The sequence below is a fragment of the Microbacterium galbinum genome (assembly GCF_023101185.1).
GTDB lineage: Bacteria > Actinomycetota > Actinomycetes > Actinomycetales > Microbacteriaceae > Microbacterium > Microbacterium galbinum.
The window spans coordinates 3,425,717-3,440,745 of record NZ_CP078077.1; the positions used below are offsets into that span (position 1 = coordinate 3,425,717).

Consider the following 15,029-nt stretch of genomic DNA (forward strand, 5'->3'; position numbering starts at 1 on the left):
CTTACTCCTCTCCTTCTTCGGAGTCGTTCTTCGGGGTCGTTCCGGGGTAGTTCGACAGACGGTCGTAAGCGTCCGTGATGTCTCCCGTGTTGCCCTTGTCCTTGAGGGTCTCGAGGTACGCGTCGTACTCGTCCTGCTCGACGACCTTCACGTTGAAGAGCATCATCGAGTGGTACTCGCCGCAGAGCTCGGCGCACTTCCCGGCGTACTCCCCCACGCGGGTGGGGATGAACGACCAGGAGTTGTCCTTGCCGATGTACATGTCCTTCTTGTAGAGGAAGTCGATGATCCAGAAGGAGTGGATGACGTCGCGGGACTGCAGCTTGATCGTGACCTTCTGGTCGACCGGGAGCACCAGGGTCGGCAGCTGCGACTGGTCGATGTTGCCCTCGGCGTCGGGCTGGGCCTGAATACCCATCGTCCAGACGGTGTCGTCCTCGGAGTCGGCGTCGTACTGGAAGTCCCACGCCCACTGCTTCGCGATCGCGGTGATCTCGACGTCGGGGTCGTCCCACTGCGTCTCGATCGCGGCCTGGTCGCGGGCGGTGAAGAAGAACATCCCGAGCACGAGGATCAGCGGCACGATCGTGTAGAAGATCTCGATCGGCATGTTGTAGCGCATCTGGACGGGAAGACCCGTCTGGCCCTTGCGACGGCGGTATGCGATCGCGGCCCAGGCCATGAGGCCCCAGGTGATGACACCGACGGCGAGAAGGACGATCCAGGAGTTCACCCAGAGCGACGACACGCGCTCGGTCTGGTTGGTGGCAGCGGGACCATCATCGACGAAGCCGGGGAGATAGCCGTTCAGCTCGGCGGTGGTACATCCCGCCAGGGCCACAGCTGCCGCGACTCCCAGAGGGAGTGCGGCCCAACGAAGGCGGCGGCGTTTCGAGGGCACGATGCACCTTTCAGATTGCGGATAGGGCACACCCAAGTCTAGAGCAACCTCACACCCGATTCATGCCAACCACGCAGGTTGACGGGGTGGTTCCGCTCAGTGGAAGCTGTCGCCGCAGGCGCAGCTGCCGGCCGCGTTGGGGTTGTCGATCGTGAAGCCCTGCTCCGAGATCGAATCCTTGAAATCGATGGATGCACCATCGAGGTACGGCACGCTCATGTTGTCGACGATGACCTCGACGCCGTCGAAGTCGACGGTCTCGTCGCCCTCGAGGTAGCGCTCGTCGAAGTAGAGCTGGTAGATCAGGCCGGAGCATCCGCCGGGCTGGACGGCGACGCGCAGGCGAAGGTCGTCGCGACCCTCCTGCTCGAGCAGGTTCTTCACCTTGGTCGCGGCCGCGTCGGTGAGGCTGATGCCGTGGGCCTTGGTGGTCTCTGAGGTCAGGGTGGTGTCGCTCATGTCGCTCCTTGTGACGGGCCGCAGTCGCACGGCCTTCCCCGCAATTCTACCGCCGCCCTCGGCGAAGTCGGCGAGATCCGGAGAGAACCGTGCGACTGAGGGTCACTGCGGGAGCGTGAGAGCGTTCATCCGAGCCAGCAGGAGCGCCTCGGTCGCGACCGCGTTGCGGAAGGTATCGAGATGCAGCGACTCGTTCGGGCTGTGGGCGCGGGAGTGCGGATCCTCCACGCCGGTGACGAGGATCTGCGCCTCGGGGAACTCCCGCACCAGGTCGGCGATGAACGGGATGGAGCCGCCGACGCCCAGATCGACGGGAGCGACGCCGTACCCGTCTCGCATGGCGTCGCGTGTGAGCGCGACCGCCCATCCGGAGGTGTCGACGAGGAAACCGTTACCCAGATCGACGTCGGAGAACGTCAGCTCCGCGCCGAACGGGGCGTGCGCACGCAGGTGACGCTCCAGAGCCTCGTACGCTTCCTGCCCGGTCTGGCCCGGCGCGACGCGGGCGCTGATGACGACCGTCACTTCGGGGAGGAGCGTGTTGGATGCCGCGGCGACGCTCGTGGCGTCGATGCCGATCACGGTGACCGACGGCTTGTTCCAGATGCGGCTGAGGATCGTGCCCCCGCCGATGGGCGTCGTGCCGGGCAGGAGCCCGGCCTCATCGCGCAAAGTCTCCTCGGTGTACTCCGGTGTCGCCGCTTCCCGTTCCGTCATCCCGTCCACGGCCACCGAGCCGTCGGCGTTCCACAGCGTCGAGAGGAGCGTGACCGTCGCCATCATCGCGTCGGGCACCGCCCCACCGAACATCCCCGAGTGCGAGGCGTGGTCGAGGGTGCGGACGCGCATCGTGAACCGCGCGTTCCCCCGCAGCGACACGGTGAGTCCGGGCGTCGTCGAATCCCAGTTGCCCGAATCGGCGACGACGATCGCGTCGGCGCGCAGAGCTTCCTTGTTGTCGGAGAGGAACTGCGCGAAGGATCGCGAGCCGTACTCCTCCTCGCCTTCGATGAACATCGCGATCCCGAGATCGAGGTCGTCGCCGATCACCTCCGCCGCGGCGCGGATGGAGGCGATGTGCGCCATGATCCCCGCCTTGTCGTCGGCCGCTCCCCGCCCATACAGGCGTCCGTCGCGCACGGTCGGCTCGAACGGCGGTGTCTCCCAGAGCGCGTCATCCCCGGGAGGCTGCACGTCGTGGTGCGCGTAGAGCAGGATCGTGGGACGCCCGTTCCGGGCCGCGCGGGTCGCCAGGACGGCGGGCTGTCCCTGCTCGTCCGTTCCGGGGATGTCGGCACGGAGGATGCGCACCTCGTCGAAGACGCCGGTGTCCGTCGCGAGCGCCGCCACGGCCTCGGCACTGCGCTCGAGCTGGGTCTGATCGAACGCCGGCCAGGCCATTCCCGGGATGCGGACGAGGTGCCCGAGGTCCGACAGCGCGGCCGGGTTCCCGGTCGCCACCGCCTCGAGGATGTCCGTTTCGGAGACAGGGGGAATCTCAGCAGAGGTCATGCGAGTAATCTTAAGGTGAACCCCCGTCAGCGAACCGAGGAACCTCGTGGCCACTACTCCTGCATCCCCTTCGACGAACGACGACGCCGCCGAGACGCCCGCCGTCGGAAAGGGCCGGGCGACGCCGAGCCGCGCCGAGCAGGAGGCCGCCCGCCGTCGCCCCCTCGTGGCCAACACCAAAGAGGCCAAGGCCGCGGCCCGCGCCGAGCTCAACGAGCGACGAGCCCGCGCACAGGCCGGTATGGCCGCGGGTGAGGAGAAGTACCTCCCGGCCCGCGACAAGGGCCCGCAGCGCCGCTGGGTGCGCGACTACGTGGATGCCGGCTGGCACCCCGCCGAATTCGTGATGGCCGTGATGGTGCTCGTGATCGTCGCGACGCTCGTGCCGTTCAGCACTCTGGTCTCCTACTACGCCTACCTCGTGATGATGGCGTACCTCGTCATCGCGATCGGCGGCATGATCCTCCTCGGCATCCGCGTCAAGCGCAAGGTCGCCGCGAAGTTCGGACAGGAGCGCATGGAACGCGGCCTCGGCTGGTACGCCGCGATGCGTTCGCTGCAGATGCGCTTCATGCGCCTGCCGAAGCCGCAGGTCAAGCGCGGCCAGTACCCCGACTGATCCGGTCCCGTTCACGAAGGAACGCCTCGTCTCCCTGCGGAGACGAGGCGTTCCTCGTAGGGGCGTCAGCCCTGCGACAGAGGTAGGCGGTTCCGGAGTCCGCGATTGATCTGACGGGCCCAGAGCGGACCGCGGTAGAGGAACGCCGTGTATCCCTGCACCAGCGTCGCGCCGGCCGCCAGGCGTTCCTCGACGTCGGAGGCCGTCTCCACTCCCCCGACCGCGATGACGCAGAAGTCCGCGGGCACCGCGGCGCGTACGACGCGCAGCACCTGGAGCGACCGTTCCTTCAGCGGCGCCCCCGAGAGTCCGCCCGCTCCGGCCGCCGCGACGATCGCGGGGTCGGTGCGCAACCCGTCTCGACTGATCGTGGTGTTGTGGGCGATGATCCCCGCGAGTCCCTCGGCGACGGCCATCTGAGCGATCGCGGTGATCTCCTCGTCGGGGAGATCGGGGGCGATCTTCACCAGCAGCGGCGTCGTACCCGAGGCGTCGCGCACGGCGCGCAGCAGCGGAGCCAGCGTCTCGACCGCCTGCAGACCGCGGAGTCCCGGCGTGTTCGGCGACGAGACGTTCACGGCGAGGTAATCGGCGAGCGGCGCGAGCCGGCTTGCCGAGGCGACGTAGTCCGCGGTCGCGTCCTCGACGTCGACGACACGGCTCTTGCCGATGTTCACGCCGATGACGGTGTTCGGGGCACCGCGCCGCAGCCTTGAGAGCCGCCGTGCGGCGGCATCCGCTCCCTTGTTGTTGAAGCCCATCCGGTTGATCACCGCACGGTCGGGCACGAGCCGGAACAGCCGTGGCTTCGGGTTCCCGTCCTGCGGGATCGCCGTGATCGTCCCGACCTCCACGTGACCGAATCCGAGTGCAGCGAATCCGCGCACGCCGACCGCGTTCTTGTCGAAGCCCGCAGCGATGCCGAACGGCGAAGGGAAGGTCAGCCCGAGGGCCTTCACCTGCAGCGACGGATCGGGACGCGTGAGCGAGCGGGTGACGGTCGAGAACGGCGGCACACCGAGCACACGGATCACCGCCATGCCAGCGTGGTGGGCGAACTCGGGATCGAAGCGCGAGAGGACAGCGCGGAAGAGCAGCGGATACATCACTGCCAGATTACCGGTCGGCGGACTCCGCCTTCGCGTGGTCGGCTCGGAGATCGGTGATCGCGGATTCGAAGTCCTCGAGCGAGTCGAAGGCCTGATACACGCTCGCGAAGCGGAGGAACGCCACCTCGTCGAGATCGCGGAGCGGGCCGAGGATGGCGAGTCCGATCTCGTTCGTGTCGAGCTGCGAGACACCCGTCTGTCGAACGGCCTCTTCGACGCGCTGCGCCAGGATCGCGAGGTCCGCTTCGGTGACAGGTCGGCCCTGGCAGGCCTTACGGACGCCGGAGATGACCTTCTCCCGGCTGAACGGCTCCATCACGCCCGAGCGCTTGATCACGTTCAGGCTGGCTGTCTCAGTGGTCGTGAACCGTCCACCGCACTCGGGGCACTGTCGGCGACGGCGGATCGAGAGGCCGTCGTCGCTCGTGCGCGAGTCGATCACACGCGAATCGGGATGACGGCAGAAGGGGCAATGCATCCGTACAACCTACTCCGTGAATCGTGCTTCGATCGCCTCGCCGTGCGCGGGGAGGATCTCGCTGTTCGCCAGCGCGACCACGCCGTCGCGCACCTCGGCGAGAGCGGTCCGGTCGTAGGAGATCACCTGCTGCGGGCGCAGGAACGTGTAGGCGCCGAGGCCCGGCGCGTACCGCGCCTGTCCCCCCGTCGGCAGCACGTGGTTGCTGCCGGCCATGTAGTCGCCCAGGCTGACCGGCGTCTGGTCGCCGACGAAAACGGCGCCCGCGCTGGTGAAGGCGGATGCCGCGGCCTCGGCGTCGGCGAGGTGCAGTTCGAGGTGCTCGGGTGCGTACGCGTTGCTGAAGGCCGCCGCCATCGCACGATCGTCGACGAGCACGATCGCGGACTGCGGTCCGTCGAGAGCGGCGGACACCCGGTCACTGTGCCGGGTGGCAGCTCCCTGAGCCGCGACGTCGTGCGCCACTCGAGCGGCGAGGTCTTCGGAATCGGTGACGAGCACCGCGGAGGCCTGCTCGTCGTGCTCGGCCTGGCTGACGAGGTCGGCGGCGACGAGACGGGCGTCGGCGGAGGCATCGGCGACGACGAGGATCTCGGTCGCTCCCGCCTCGGCATCCGTCCCGACCACACCCGCGACCGCCCGCTTCGCGGAGGCCACGTAGTTGTTGCCCGGACCGGACACCACGTCGACGGGATCGAGCCCGACGCCGGGAACGCCCCACGCGAACGCACCGATCGCACCGGCGCCTCCCATCGCGTAGACCTCGCTGATGCCGAGCAGTGCGGCCGCTCCGAGGATCGTGGGGTGGATGCGCCCGCCCTGGTCGGCCTGAGGCGGCGAGGCGAGGGCGATCTGCGTGACGCCGGCCACCTGCGCCGGAACCACGTTCATGATGACGCTCGACGGATACACCGCCTTGCCCCCGGGGATGTACACACCCACGCGGCCGACGGGCTGCCACCGCTGCACGATGCGCGCACCCGGACCGAGAAGGGTCGTCTGATCCGCGGGCACCTGGGCAGCGGAGGCGAGACGCACGCGGCGGATCGCCTCTTCGAGTGCGGCGCGCACCTCGGGTGCGAGCGCGTCGAGCGCTTCCGAGATGTGCTCGGCCGGAACGCGGATCGCGTGCTCGGTGACGCGGTCGAAGCGCTCCGCCTGATCACGCAGTGCGGACTCCCCCTGCGTGCGCACGTCGTCGACGAGCCGCGCAGCCGTGTCGAGCGCCTCGGCGCGTGCCTGGGTCGCGCGCGGCACGGCCGCGAGCATGTCTGCCGGCGAGAGCTCGCGCCCCCGCAGATCGATGATTCGCACTTCAGCCCTTCGTGATGCCGGAGATGTCGTGGAGGTATCCGATGCGGCCGTCATCGTGCCGGACGACGAAGGCGCCACCGCGGTCCTCGATCACGAGCGCCCAGGCCTGCGGGCCGATGCGGAAGATCGCCTCGCCGCGCTCATCGTGCACGTCGCGCTCGGACGGAGCGAGGATCCAGAAGGGCTGAGCGGCCTGCGCGGAATCGCGGGGACGGGTCGCCTCGGGATCCGTGACGACGGACTCGTCGCCGAACACGTCGGTCGGATGCTCCGCTGCCGCGCTGGCCGGAGCCGGCACCGGTTCGGCGACCTCTTCGAGGAAGGACTCGATCTCACCGGTGTCGGAGATGATCTCGGGGGTACGGGAGCGACGGGAGTACGACGGGGTGTATTCCTCCTCGGCGACCGCTTCCTCAGTACCTGTTCCTCCACCCGAGGCGTGCGCGACCAGCGGCACCTGCTGCGGCAGATCGAAGCGCGCGATCTCGTCGGTCGCGTAGCCGTCGGGGGTGTCGGTGTCGAGAGCGGCACGTCGCGTGGTCGGCGGCTCTGCACCGTCCCAGGATCCGTCGTGGGCCGAAACGGAATCGGGCGCGACCTGCTCGTTCGCGTCCGGCTCGGGCGCGAATGTCTCGGGTGCGAATGTCTCGGCTGCGGCGGCGCCCTCCGCATCGGCGGGGGCGGCGCGCTCGACCCGCGGGCGGGCGATCACCGGGCGCACCGGGTTCGCGTTGCGATGCGCGAGAGTGACGAGGCGGCCGTGGAAGTCCTCTTTCAGGCCCGGGATGATCGGAGCGAAGACCGTCAGCGCGACCAGCGCGAGGGAAGCGAGGAGCTGCACGATGCCGACCCAGTTGAGGGTCCAGACACCGAACTCGATCGCCGCGGCGATCGATGACCACAGCGCGCTGATCCACGTCACCGCCGAGACGGTGAAGGCGACCGATGCGAACTGATCGATCCCGAGGGAGCCGACTCGGCGGATGCCGTCGGGCGAGAACCGCCGCAGCACGAGCAGGAACACAGCAGCCGTCGGCACGCCGATCGGCAGGATCCACTGGATACCCGCTCCCCAGATGGAGGTGCCACCGGTCAGCGGGAAGAAGGAGATGACGAAGGCGATGAGCCAGACGCCGGCGATCGAGAGCTCCCGGAGGGTGAACCCGAGGATGCCGAACTCCGGCGTGACCTCTTCGTCGTACAGGACACCGTCATCATCGAGGAACGCCTCGTTCTCGGCATCCGCGTTGTCGGGGATATCGGTACTCATGGGTCTTCCTTTCGTCACGACGCGCAGAGGGGGAGGCGCGTTCCGACGCGTCCTGATACTACCCGCTCAGCCCAGGCAGCCCGGCCCGAGGAGCGACTTGAGGTCACCGAACAGATCGGCGGAGACCTTCACGGGCATGGGCACTTCAAACACCTTCGCGGTACCGCCGCGATGCACACGCAGGAGGACCTCGGTCTCACCCGAGTGGCGCCGGAGCACGTCGGCGAGCTCGTGCATAACGCGCTCCGTGGCTCGCTGCTCGGCGAGCACCAGGGCGAGCGGTCCCGCGGCGTCGAACGACCCGACGTCCGGAGCGAATGCGGACTGCGCGTGCAGGTTGAGCCCGTCGTCGCGTCGCGAGACACGCCCGCGCACGGCCAGGATCGAATCCTGCTGGAGGACGTGCTGGAACTCGGTGTACGTCTTTCCCATGAACATCACGGTGACCTCGCCGTTGAAGTCCTCGACCGTGATCATGCCGTACGGGTTCCCGCTCGCCTTCGCCACGCGATGCTGGACACTCGTCACAAGACCCGCGACGGTGACCTGGTCGCCGTCCTGGAGGTCCTCGGAGTTGTTGAGGTCGTGGATCGAGATGGAGGCGTGCTTCGCGAGCGGAACCTCGAGTCCGGCCAGCGGGTGATCGGAGACGTAGAGCCCCAGCATCTCCCGCTCGAACGCGAGTTTGTCCTTCTTGATCCATTCCGGGCGCGCCGGCACCTTCGCCGGCGCAGCCTCCTCCATACCGTCGTACAGGCTGTCGAAGTCGAATCCGATCGCGCCCTGGGCTTCGTTCCGCTTGCGGTCGACCGCGGCCTCGACGGCGTCCTCGTGGATCTCGACGAGCGCGCGACGGGAGTCGCCCATCGTGTCGAAGGCACCGGCCTTGATGAGGGACTCGACCGTGCGCTTGTTCGCGACGTGCAGCGGAACCTTGTCGAGGAAGTGGTGGAAGGAGGTGAAGCGCTCGTCCTTCCGCGCCTGCACGATGCCCTCGACGACGTTGCTTCCGACGTTGCGCACCGCGCCGAGCCCGAAGCGGATGTCGTCGCCGACGGCCGCGAAGTAGTTGATCGACTCCGACACATCGGGCGGCAGCACCTTGATACCCATGCGGCGGCACTCGTTGAGATAGAGAGCCATCTTGTCCTTGGAGTCGCCGACGCTGGTGAGCAGCGCAGCCATGTACTCGGCCGGGTAATGCGCCTTCAGGTAGGCGGTCCAGTACGAGACGACTCCATAGGCGGCGGAGTGCGCTTTGTTGAAGGCGTAGTCGGAGAACGGAAGCAGGATCTCCCAGAGCGCATTGACCGCCCCGTCGGAGTATCCGTTCGCGTGCATTCCCGCCTGGAAGCCCGCGAACTGCTTGTCGAGCTCGGACTTCTTCTTCTTGCCCATCGCACGCCGAAGGATGTCTGCCTGACCGAGCGAGAACCCGGCGACGCGCTGGGCGATCGCCATCACCTGCTCCTGGTAGATGATCAGACCGTAGGACTCCTCGAGGATGTCTGCGAGTGAATCGGTGAACTCCGGGTGGATCGGCGTGATGGGCTGCTGGCCGTTCTTGCGCAGCGCGTAGTTCGTGTGAGAGTTCGCCCCCATGGGACCCGGGCGGTAGAGCGCGATGAGCGCCGAGATGTCACCGAAGTTGTCGGGCTTCATCAGTCGCATGAGCGACCGCATCGGGCCGCCGTCGAGCTGGAACACGCCGAGCGACTCTCCTCGCGCGAGCAGGTCGTACGCGCCCTGATCATCGAGAGCGAGGTGCTCGAGGTCGAGCTCCTCTCCCCTGTTCATACGGATGTTGTCGAGCGCGTCGGAGATGATCGTGAGGTTGCGCAGCCCCAGGAAGTCCATCTTGATCAGGCCGAGCGACTCGCACGACGGGTAGTCGAACTGCGTGACTATCTGCCCGTCCTGCTCGCGGCGCATGATCGGGATGATGTCGAGCAGCGGGTCGGACGACATGATGACACCGGCCGCGTGCACGCCCCACTGGCGCTTGAGGCCCTCGAGACCGAGCGCACGGTCGAAGACCGTCTTCGCCTCGGGATCCGTGTCGATCAACGCACGGAACTCGCTCGCCTCTTTGTAGCGGGGATGGGCGGAATCGAACATTCCGTCGAGGGGCATGTCCTTCCCCATCACGGGGGGCGGCATCGCCTTGGTCAGACGCTCGCCCATGCTGAAGGGGAACCCGAGCACGCGCCCCGCGTCCTTGAGTGCCTGCTTGGACTTGATCGTGCCGTAGGTGACGATCTGCGCGACGCGCTCCGAGCCGTACTTCTTGGTCACGTACTCGATGACCTCGCCGCGGCGACGGTCATCGAAGTCGACGTCGAAGTCGGGCATCGAGACACGATCCGGGTTGAGGAAGCGCTCGAAGATGAGACCGTGCTCGAGAGGGTCGAGGTCCGTGATCCTCATCGCGTACGCGACCATCGATCCCGCACCGGAACCACGACCCGGACCGACCCGGATGCCGTTGTCCTTCGCCCAGTTGATGAAGTCGGCGACGACGAGGAAGTATCCGGGGAAGCCCATCTGGAGGATGATCCCGGTCTCGTACTCGGCCTGCTTGCGCACCTTGTCGGGGATGCCGCCCGGGTAGCGGTAGTGGAGCCCGGCCTCGACCTCTTTGACGAGCCAACTGTCCTCGGTCTCGCCGTCGGGCACGGGGAAGCGCGGCATGTAGTTCGCCGCGGTGTTGAACTCCACCTCGCAGCGCTCGGCGATCAGGAGCGTGTTGTCGCACGCCTCGGGGTGATCGCGGAACAGCTGACGCATCTCGGCCGCGGTCTTGATGTAGTAGCCGTCGCCGTCGAACTTGAAGCGATTGGGATCGTCAAGCGTCGATCCCGACTGCACGCACAGCAGGGCCTCGTGGGCGTCGGCCTCGTGCTGGTGGGTGTAGTGCGAGTCGTTCGTCGCGACCAGCGGGATGTGGAGGTCTTTCGCCAGACGCAGCAGGTCGGTCATCACCCGGCGCTCGATCGAGAGCCCGTGATCCATGATCTCGGCGAAGTAGTTCTCCTTGCCGAAGATGTCCTGGAACTCGGCGGCCGCCGCGCGCGCCGCATCGTACTGCCCGAGGCGCAGTCGCGTCTGCACCTCGCCCGACGGGCATCCGGTCGTCGCGATCAGCCCCTTGCCGTACGTCTGCAGCAGTTCTCGGTCCATGCGGGGCTTGAAGTAGTACCCCTCCATGCTCGACCGCGAGCTGATGCGGAAGAGGTTGTGCATGCCCTCGGTGCTCTGGCTCCACATCGTCATGTGGGTGTAGGCGCCCGAACCCGACACGTCATCGCTCTTCTGGTCGGGCGATCCCCACTGCACGCGCATCTTGTCGCTGCGATGGGTGCCCGGCGTCATGTACGCCTCGAGCCCGATGATGGGCTTGACCCCCGCGTTGCGCGCCGCGTTGTAGAACTCGAAGGCCGCGAAGGTGTTGCCGTGATCGGTGACGGCGATCGCCGGCATGCCGTATTCTGCGGCCGCCTGGGTCATCGCGTTGATCTTCGCCGCCCCGTCGAGCATCGAGTACTCGCTGTGCACGTGCAGGTGGACGAAGGAGTCGGATGCCATGGTTCGAGTCTACTTTCGGCGTCCGACATCGGGTCGCCGATCGGGCTCCGCGGGTGTCAGTCCGACAGGTCGAGCCGCATCAGCACGCGCGGGAATCCGTTCAGACGCGAAGTCGTCTCGGCCGACTTCTCGAAGCCCGCCCGCTCGAACAGCGCGCGCGTGCCGACGTAGGCCATCGTCAGGTCGACCCGCTCCCCCGCGTTGTCGACCGGATACGCCTCGATCGCGGGCGCCCCCTGTGCGCGTGCGAAAGCGACCGCCCCGTCGACCAGGGCGTGCGAGATGCCCTGCTTGCGATGCCCCGGACGCACCCGGATGCACCACAACGACCAGACGTCGACGTCGTCGACGTACGGGATCCTGCGATTGGTGGCGAAACTCGTGTCGCGTCGAGGATGCACCGCCGCCCAGCCGACCGGCTCGTCGTCGAGATAGGCGATCACCCCGGGAGGCGGGTCTTCCGCGCAGAGACCGCGCACACGCGCGGCGCGTTCCTCGCCGCGGAGCTCCTGGTTCTCGGCGTTGCCGATCCGATAACTCAGGCAGAAGCAGACGTTCGACGTCGGTTTCTTCGGGCCGACCAGGGTCGCGACGTCGGCGAAGACCGTGGCGGGCCGAACCTCGATGTCCATGACCTCAGTATCTCCCCGGCATCCGACATCCGCCGGAGCGACGAGTGATCACTCGTCTCGGAGGACCGCCAGGGCGTGCTGGAAATCGGCCGGATACGGTGACTCGAACTGCACCCAGTCGCCGGTAGCCGGATGCGAGAACGCGAGCTGATGCGCATGCAACCACTGCCGCGTGAGACCGAGGCGGGCAGACAGGGTGGGGTCGGCCCCGTAGAGAGGATCACCGACGCACGGATGCCGGTGCGCGGCCATGTGCACGCGGATCTGGTGAGTGCGTCCGGTCTCGAGATGGATCTCGAGCAGCGACGCACCGGGGAACGCCTCGAGCGTCTCGTAGTGGGTGACCGAGGGCTTGCCGTCGGGGGTGACCGCGAACTTCCAGGAGTGGTTCGGGTGCCGACCGATCGGCGCATCGATCGTGCCCGCGAGCGGGTCGGGATGCCCCTGAACCACCGCGTGATAGATCTTCTCGACCGTGCGCTCTTTGAAGGCGCGCTTGAGGTGCGTGTAGGCGGTCTCGGTCTTGGCGACGACCATCAGGCCGCTCGTGCCGACGTCGAGCCGGTGCACCACGCCCTGACGCTCGGGCGCACCGCTGGTCGCGACCCGGAAGCCGGCGGCCGCCAGCGCACCCACCACCGTCGGCCCCTCCCAACCGAGGGAGGGATGAGCCGCGACACCGGTCGGCTTGTCGACCACGACGATGTCGTCATCATCGAAGACGATCCCGAGTTCGGGCACCGCGATCGGAACGATCTTCGGACCTTCCTTGGGCTGCCATTCGACCTCAAGCCAGCCCCCACCGCGCAGCCTGTCGGACTTGTCGAGGGTCACGCCGTCGAGGCGCACGCCGCCCGACGCCGCGACCTCCGCAGCGAAGGTTCGCGAGAAACCGAGCATCTTCGCGAGAGCGGTGTCGACGCGCGCGCCCTCGAGGCCGTCGGGCACCGGCAGTGAACGCGACTCCACGATCAGCGCTCGTCTTCGACCGGCGCCGCCGGTCGTTCGACGACGTCGCGTGCCACGAGTTCCTGCTCCGCTGCCGCGGCCTCGGCCTCTTCCTCCGTCTCGACGGGCGCGTGGTCGCGCTCGCGGGAGCCATCGAAGCGCAGCCCGAAGACGACGAGCAGTGCGACCGAGATCATGCCGCACACGATGAAGATGTCGGCGATGTTGAAGATCGCGGGCATCATCCAGGGCATCGAGATCATGTCGACCACGTGACCCACCGGGAAGCCGGGGTCGCGGAAGAGGCGATCTCCGAGGTTGCCGAGTACACCGCCGAGCAGCGCGCCGAGCACGACTGCCCAGAGCCGCGAGCGCAGACCGAACGCCTTCCAGACGATGACGCCGGCGACGACCGCGAGGGCGATCGTGAAGATCCAGGTGACGTCCGACCCGAGCGAGAACGCCGCTCCGGGATTGCGGACGTAGTACAGCTGAAGGAACTCACCGAGGACGGGAACCGGCTCCTGGTAGGGAAGGTTCTCGGTGGTGAGGTACTTCACAAACTGATCGGCGGCCAGCACGAGCGCTGCGAGAATCGCAACGATCGCGCCGGCCGCCGACCGACGAAGGGGAAGGCGTGGGCTCAAGACCTACGACCTACAGTCCGATCGCGGAGACGGGCGTCGAGTCCGTGGAAGCCGACTTCTCGTCGAGGTCGCGGAGCTGACCCTCGATGTAGCCGCGCAGCTGCGAACGGTAGTCGCGCTCGAAGTTGCGGAGCTCGGTGATCCGGGCCTCGAGCGTGTTGCGCTCGCGCTCGAGTCGAGCCGACTCCTCGCGCTGCTTCGCCTCCGCCTCGGTGCGGATACGGGCCACCTCGGTCTCGGCGTCGGCGATGAGCTGGTTGCGCTTCGCCTCACCCTCGGCGACGTGCTCGTCGTGCAGACGCTGCGCGAGCTCGATGATCCCGGCGGTCGCCGTGGCGGAGCCGGAGGGAGCGGACTCCGCAGGAGCCTCGGCGACGGGTGCCGGAGCCGCAGGCGCGGGGGCCTCGGCGACCGGAGCGGCCTCGGCCGACTCTGCGGCGGGCGTGGCGCCCGACTCGTAAGCGGCCAGCTTGGCCTTGAGCTCGACGTTCTCCTCGAGGGCCTTGCGCCACTCGATGACGATCTCGTCGAGGAAGTCGTCCACCTCGTCCGGGTCGAAGCCGTCCTTGAAGCGAACGTGCTGGAACTGCTTGGTGACGACGTCATCCGGGGTAAGTGCCATGATGGCTCCTCTTTCGGTGAGTTCGGTTGCCAGTGTCGATATGGCGTGGTCGTGATGTGGCGCGAACCCGGGGCGCGCACCTGGGAGCCAGCATAGCCCCCGCACCTTGGCGCCGCGATGTCACGACACCCAGGAGTGAGAACTGGCAGGGGTCAGATGAAGAGCCGGACGATGTTCATCAGGATCAGCACGATGAGCATCGTCAGGGCGAAACCGAAGTCCAACGACAGCGTGCCGATCCGCAGGGGCGGGATGATCCGCCGGAAGAACCGGATGGGCGGATCGGTCACCGTGTAAGCGGCTTCGGCGACGACCAGGCCGAAGCCCTTCGGTCGCCACTCCCTGTTGAACAGCGGGATGTAGTCGAGGATCAGCCTCGCGAAGAGGACGAAGATGTACAGCAGCAGCACCAGATGGATGATGCTCGCGGCGATCGAGACCAGCTGCACGGCTTACTACTGATCGAAGCCCGCGGACTCCGCGTCCGCGTGCGCGATACCCCCCTGGCCCGAGACAGCGATGTTCTCCGGCGAGAGCAGGAAGACCTTCGAGGTCACGCGCTCGATACGACCGTAGAGGCCGAGGGAGAGACCGCTGGCGAAGTCGATGAGACGGCGGGCGTCTGCATCGCTCATCTGGGACAGGTTGATGATGACCGGAACGCCCTCGCGGAAGCTCTCGGCGATCAGCTGGGCGTCGCGGTACTGCTTGGGGTGGACCGTCAGGATCTCGTTCACGGCACCCACCGAAGGCTGACGGACGGCGACGGGGCGGCGCAACGGGGTGACGGGAGCCGGTGCCGGCTCTTCACGGTCACGGTCGCGGTCGCGCTCTCGGTGAGCGCGAGCGGGTGCCTGCTGCTCTTCTTCATAGGCTTCTTCCTCATCGGCGAGGCCCAGGTACACCATGGTCTTCTTCAGCGGGTTACCCATC

The 15,029-nt window shown here is 67.4% G+C and carries 15 protein-coding genes; 1 reads left to right on the plus strand and 14 read right to left on the minus strand.

Translation table 11 applies throughout. From position 1 onward, the window contains the following. Position 1: 1 nt before the first annotated feature. From ctaC to KV396_RS16625, 3 genes are all read right to left on the minus strand, one after another. A complete protein-coding gene (gene ctaC / locus KV396_RS16615; RefSeq protein WP_247622105.1) occupies positions 2 to 901 on the minus strand; it encodes an aa3-type cytochrome oxidase subunit II in 900 nt (299 codons plus the stop codon). Between the two features lie 96 nt (positions 902 to 997). Beyond that, on the minus strand, positions 998 to 1,360 hold the full coding sequence (gene erpA, locus KV396_RS16620) for an iron-sulfur cluster insertion protein ErpA (RefSeq protein ID WP_247622104.1): 363 nt from the start codon (positions 1,358 to 1,360) through the stop codon (positions 998 to 1,000). A 102-nt stretch (positions 1,361 to 1,462) separates the two neighbouring features. Then, positions 1,463 to 2,872: a dipeptidase gene (locus tag KV396_RS16625; protein WP_247956399.1), complete on the minus strand. Its 1,410-nt coding sequence runs from the start codon at positions 2,870 to 2,872 to the stop codon at positions 1,463 to 1,465. 46 nt (positions 2,873 to 2,918) lie between these two features. Between KV396_RS16625 and KV396_RS16630 the strand changes: the two genes are divergently transcribed. Continuing rightward, entirely contained in the window at positions 2,919 to 3,491 is a 573-nt protein-coding gene (locus KV396_RS16630; RefSeq protein WP_247956400.1) for a DUF3043 domain-containing protein, read from the plus strand. A 65-nt stretch (positions 3,492 to 3,556) separates the two neighbouring features. Here KV396_RS16630 and KV396_RS16635 read toward each other — a convergent pair whose 3' ends face one another. From KV396_RS16635 to KV396_RS16685, 11 genes are all read right to left on the minus strand, one after another. Next, a complete protein-coding gene (locus KV396_RS16635) occupies positions 3,557 to 4,597 on the minus strand; it encodes a quinone-dependent dihydroorotate dehydrogenase (RefSeq protein WP_247956401.1) in 1,041 nt (346 codons plus the stop codon). Positions 4,598 to 4,607: 10 nt separating this feature from the next. After that, the gene (gene nrdR / locus KV396_RS16640) at positions 4,608 to 5,078 is read right to left on the minus strand and encodes a transcriptional regulator NrdR (RefSeq protein WP_247622100.1); all 471 of its coding nucleotides are present in this window, start codon (positions 5,076 to 5,078) and stop codon (positions 4,608 to 4,610) included. Between the two features lie 9 nt (positions 5,079 to 5,087). Then, positions 5,088 to 6,392, minus strand: a complete 1,305-nt coding sequence (hisD, locus tag KV396_RS16645; protein WP_247956402.1) for a histidinol dehydrogenase — start codon at positions 6,390 to 6,392, stop codon at positions 5,088 to 5,090. Between the two features lies 1 nt (position 6,393). Next, the gene (locus KV396_RS16650) at positions 6,394 to 7,662 is read right to left on the minus strand and encodes a hypothetical protein (RefSeq protein ID WP_247956403.1); all 1,269 of its coding nucleotides are present in this window, start codon (positions 7,660 to 7,662) and stop codon (positions 6,394 to 6,396) included. A gap of 66 nt (positions 7,663 to 7,728) precedes the next feature. Beyond that, complete coding sequence (dnaE, locus tag KV396_RS16655) at positions 7,729 to 11,247, minus strand: DNA polymerase III subunit alpha (protein ID WP_247956404.1); 3,519 nt, start codon at positions 11,245 to 11,247, stop codon at positions 7,729 to 7,731. A gap of 56 nt (positions 11,248 to 11,303) precedes the next feature. Continuing rightward, positions 11,304 to 11,879, minus strand: a complete 576-nt coding sequence (locus KV396_RS16660) for a GNAT family N-acetyltransferase (protein WP_247956405.1) — start codon at positions 11,877 to 11,879, stop codon at positions 11,304 to 11,306. A gap of 48 nt (positions 11,880 to 11,927) precedes the next feature. Further along, complete coding sequence (locus tag KV396_RS16665) at positions 11,928 to 12,848, minus strand: RluA family pseudouridine synthase (protein ID WP_247956406.1); 921 nt, start codon at positions 12,846 to 12,848, stop codon at positions 11,928 to 11,930. A 2-nt stretch (positions 12,849 to 12,850) separates the two neighbouring features. After that, positions 12,851 to 13,387 (minus strand): signal peptidase II, encoded by a 537-nt coding sequence (gene lspA, locus KV396_RS16670; RefSeq protein ID WP_247956407.1) that lies wholly within the window; start codon positions 13,385 to 13,387, stop codon positions 12,851 to 12,853. Positions 13,388 to 13,484: 97 nt separating this feature from the next. Then, on the minus strand, positions 13,485 to 14,096 hold the full coding sequence (locus KV396_RS16675; RefSeq protein WP_247631954.1) for a DivIVA domain-containing protein: 612 nt from the start codon (positions 14,094 to 14,096) through the stop codon (positions 13,485 to 13,487). A gap of 152 nt (positions 14,097 to 14,248) precedes the next feature. Continuing rightward, complete coding sequence (locus KV396_RS16680) at positions 14,249 to 14,545, minus strand: YggT family protein (protein WP_247622092.1); 297 nt, start codon at positions 14,543 to 14,545, stop codon at positions 14,249 to 14,251. Positions 14,546 to 14,551: 6 nt separating this feature from the next. Further along, entirely contained in the window at positions 14,552 to 15,028 is a 477-nt protein-coding gene (locus KV396_RS16685) for a cell division protein SepF (RefSeq protein ID WP_247956408.1), read from the minus strand. Position 15,029 lies beyond the last annotated feature (1 nt).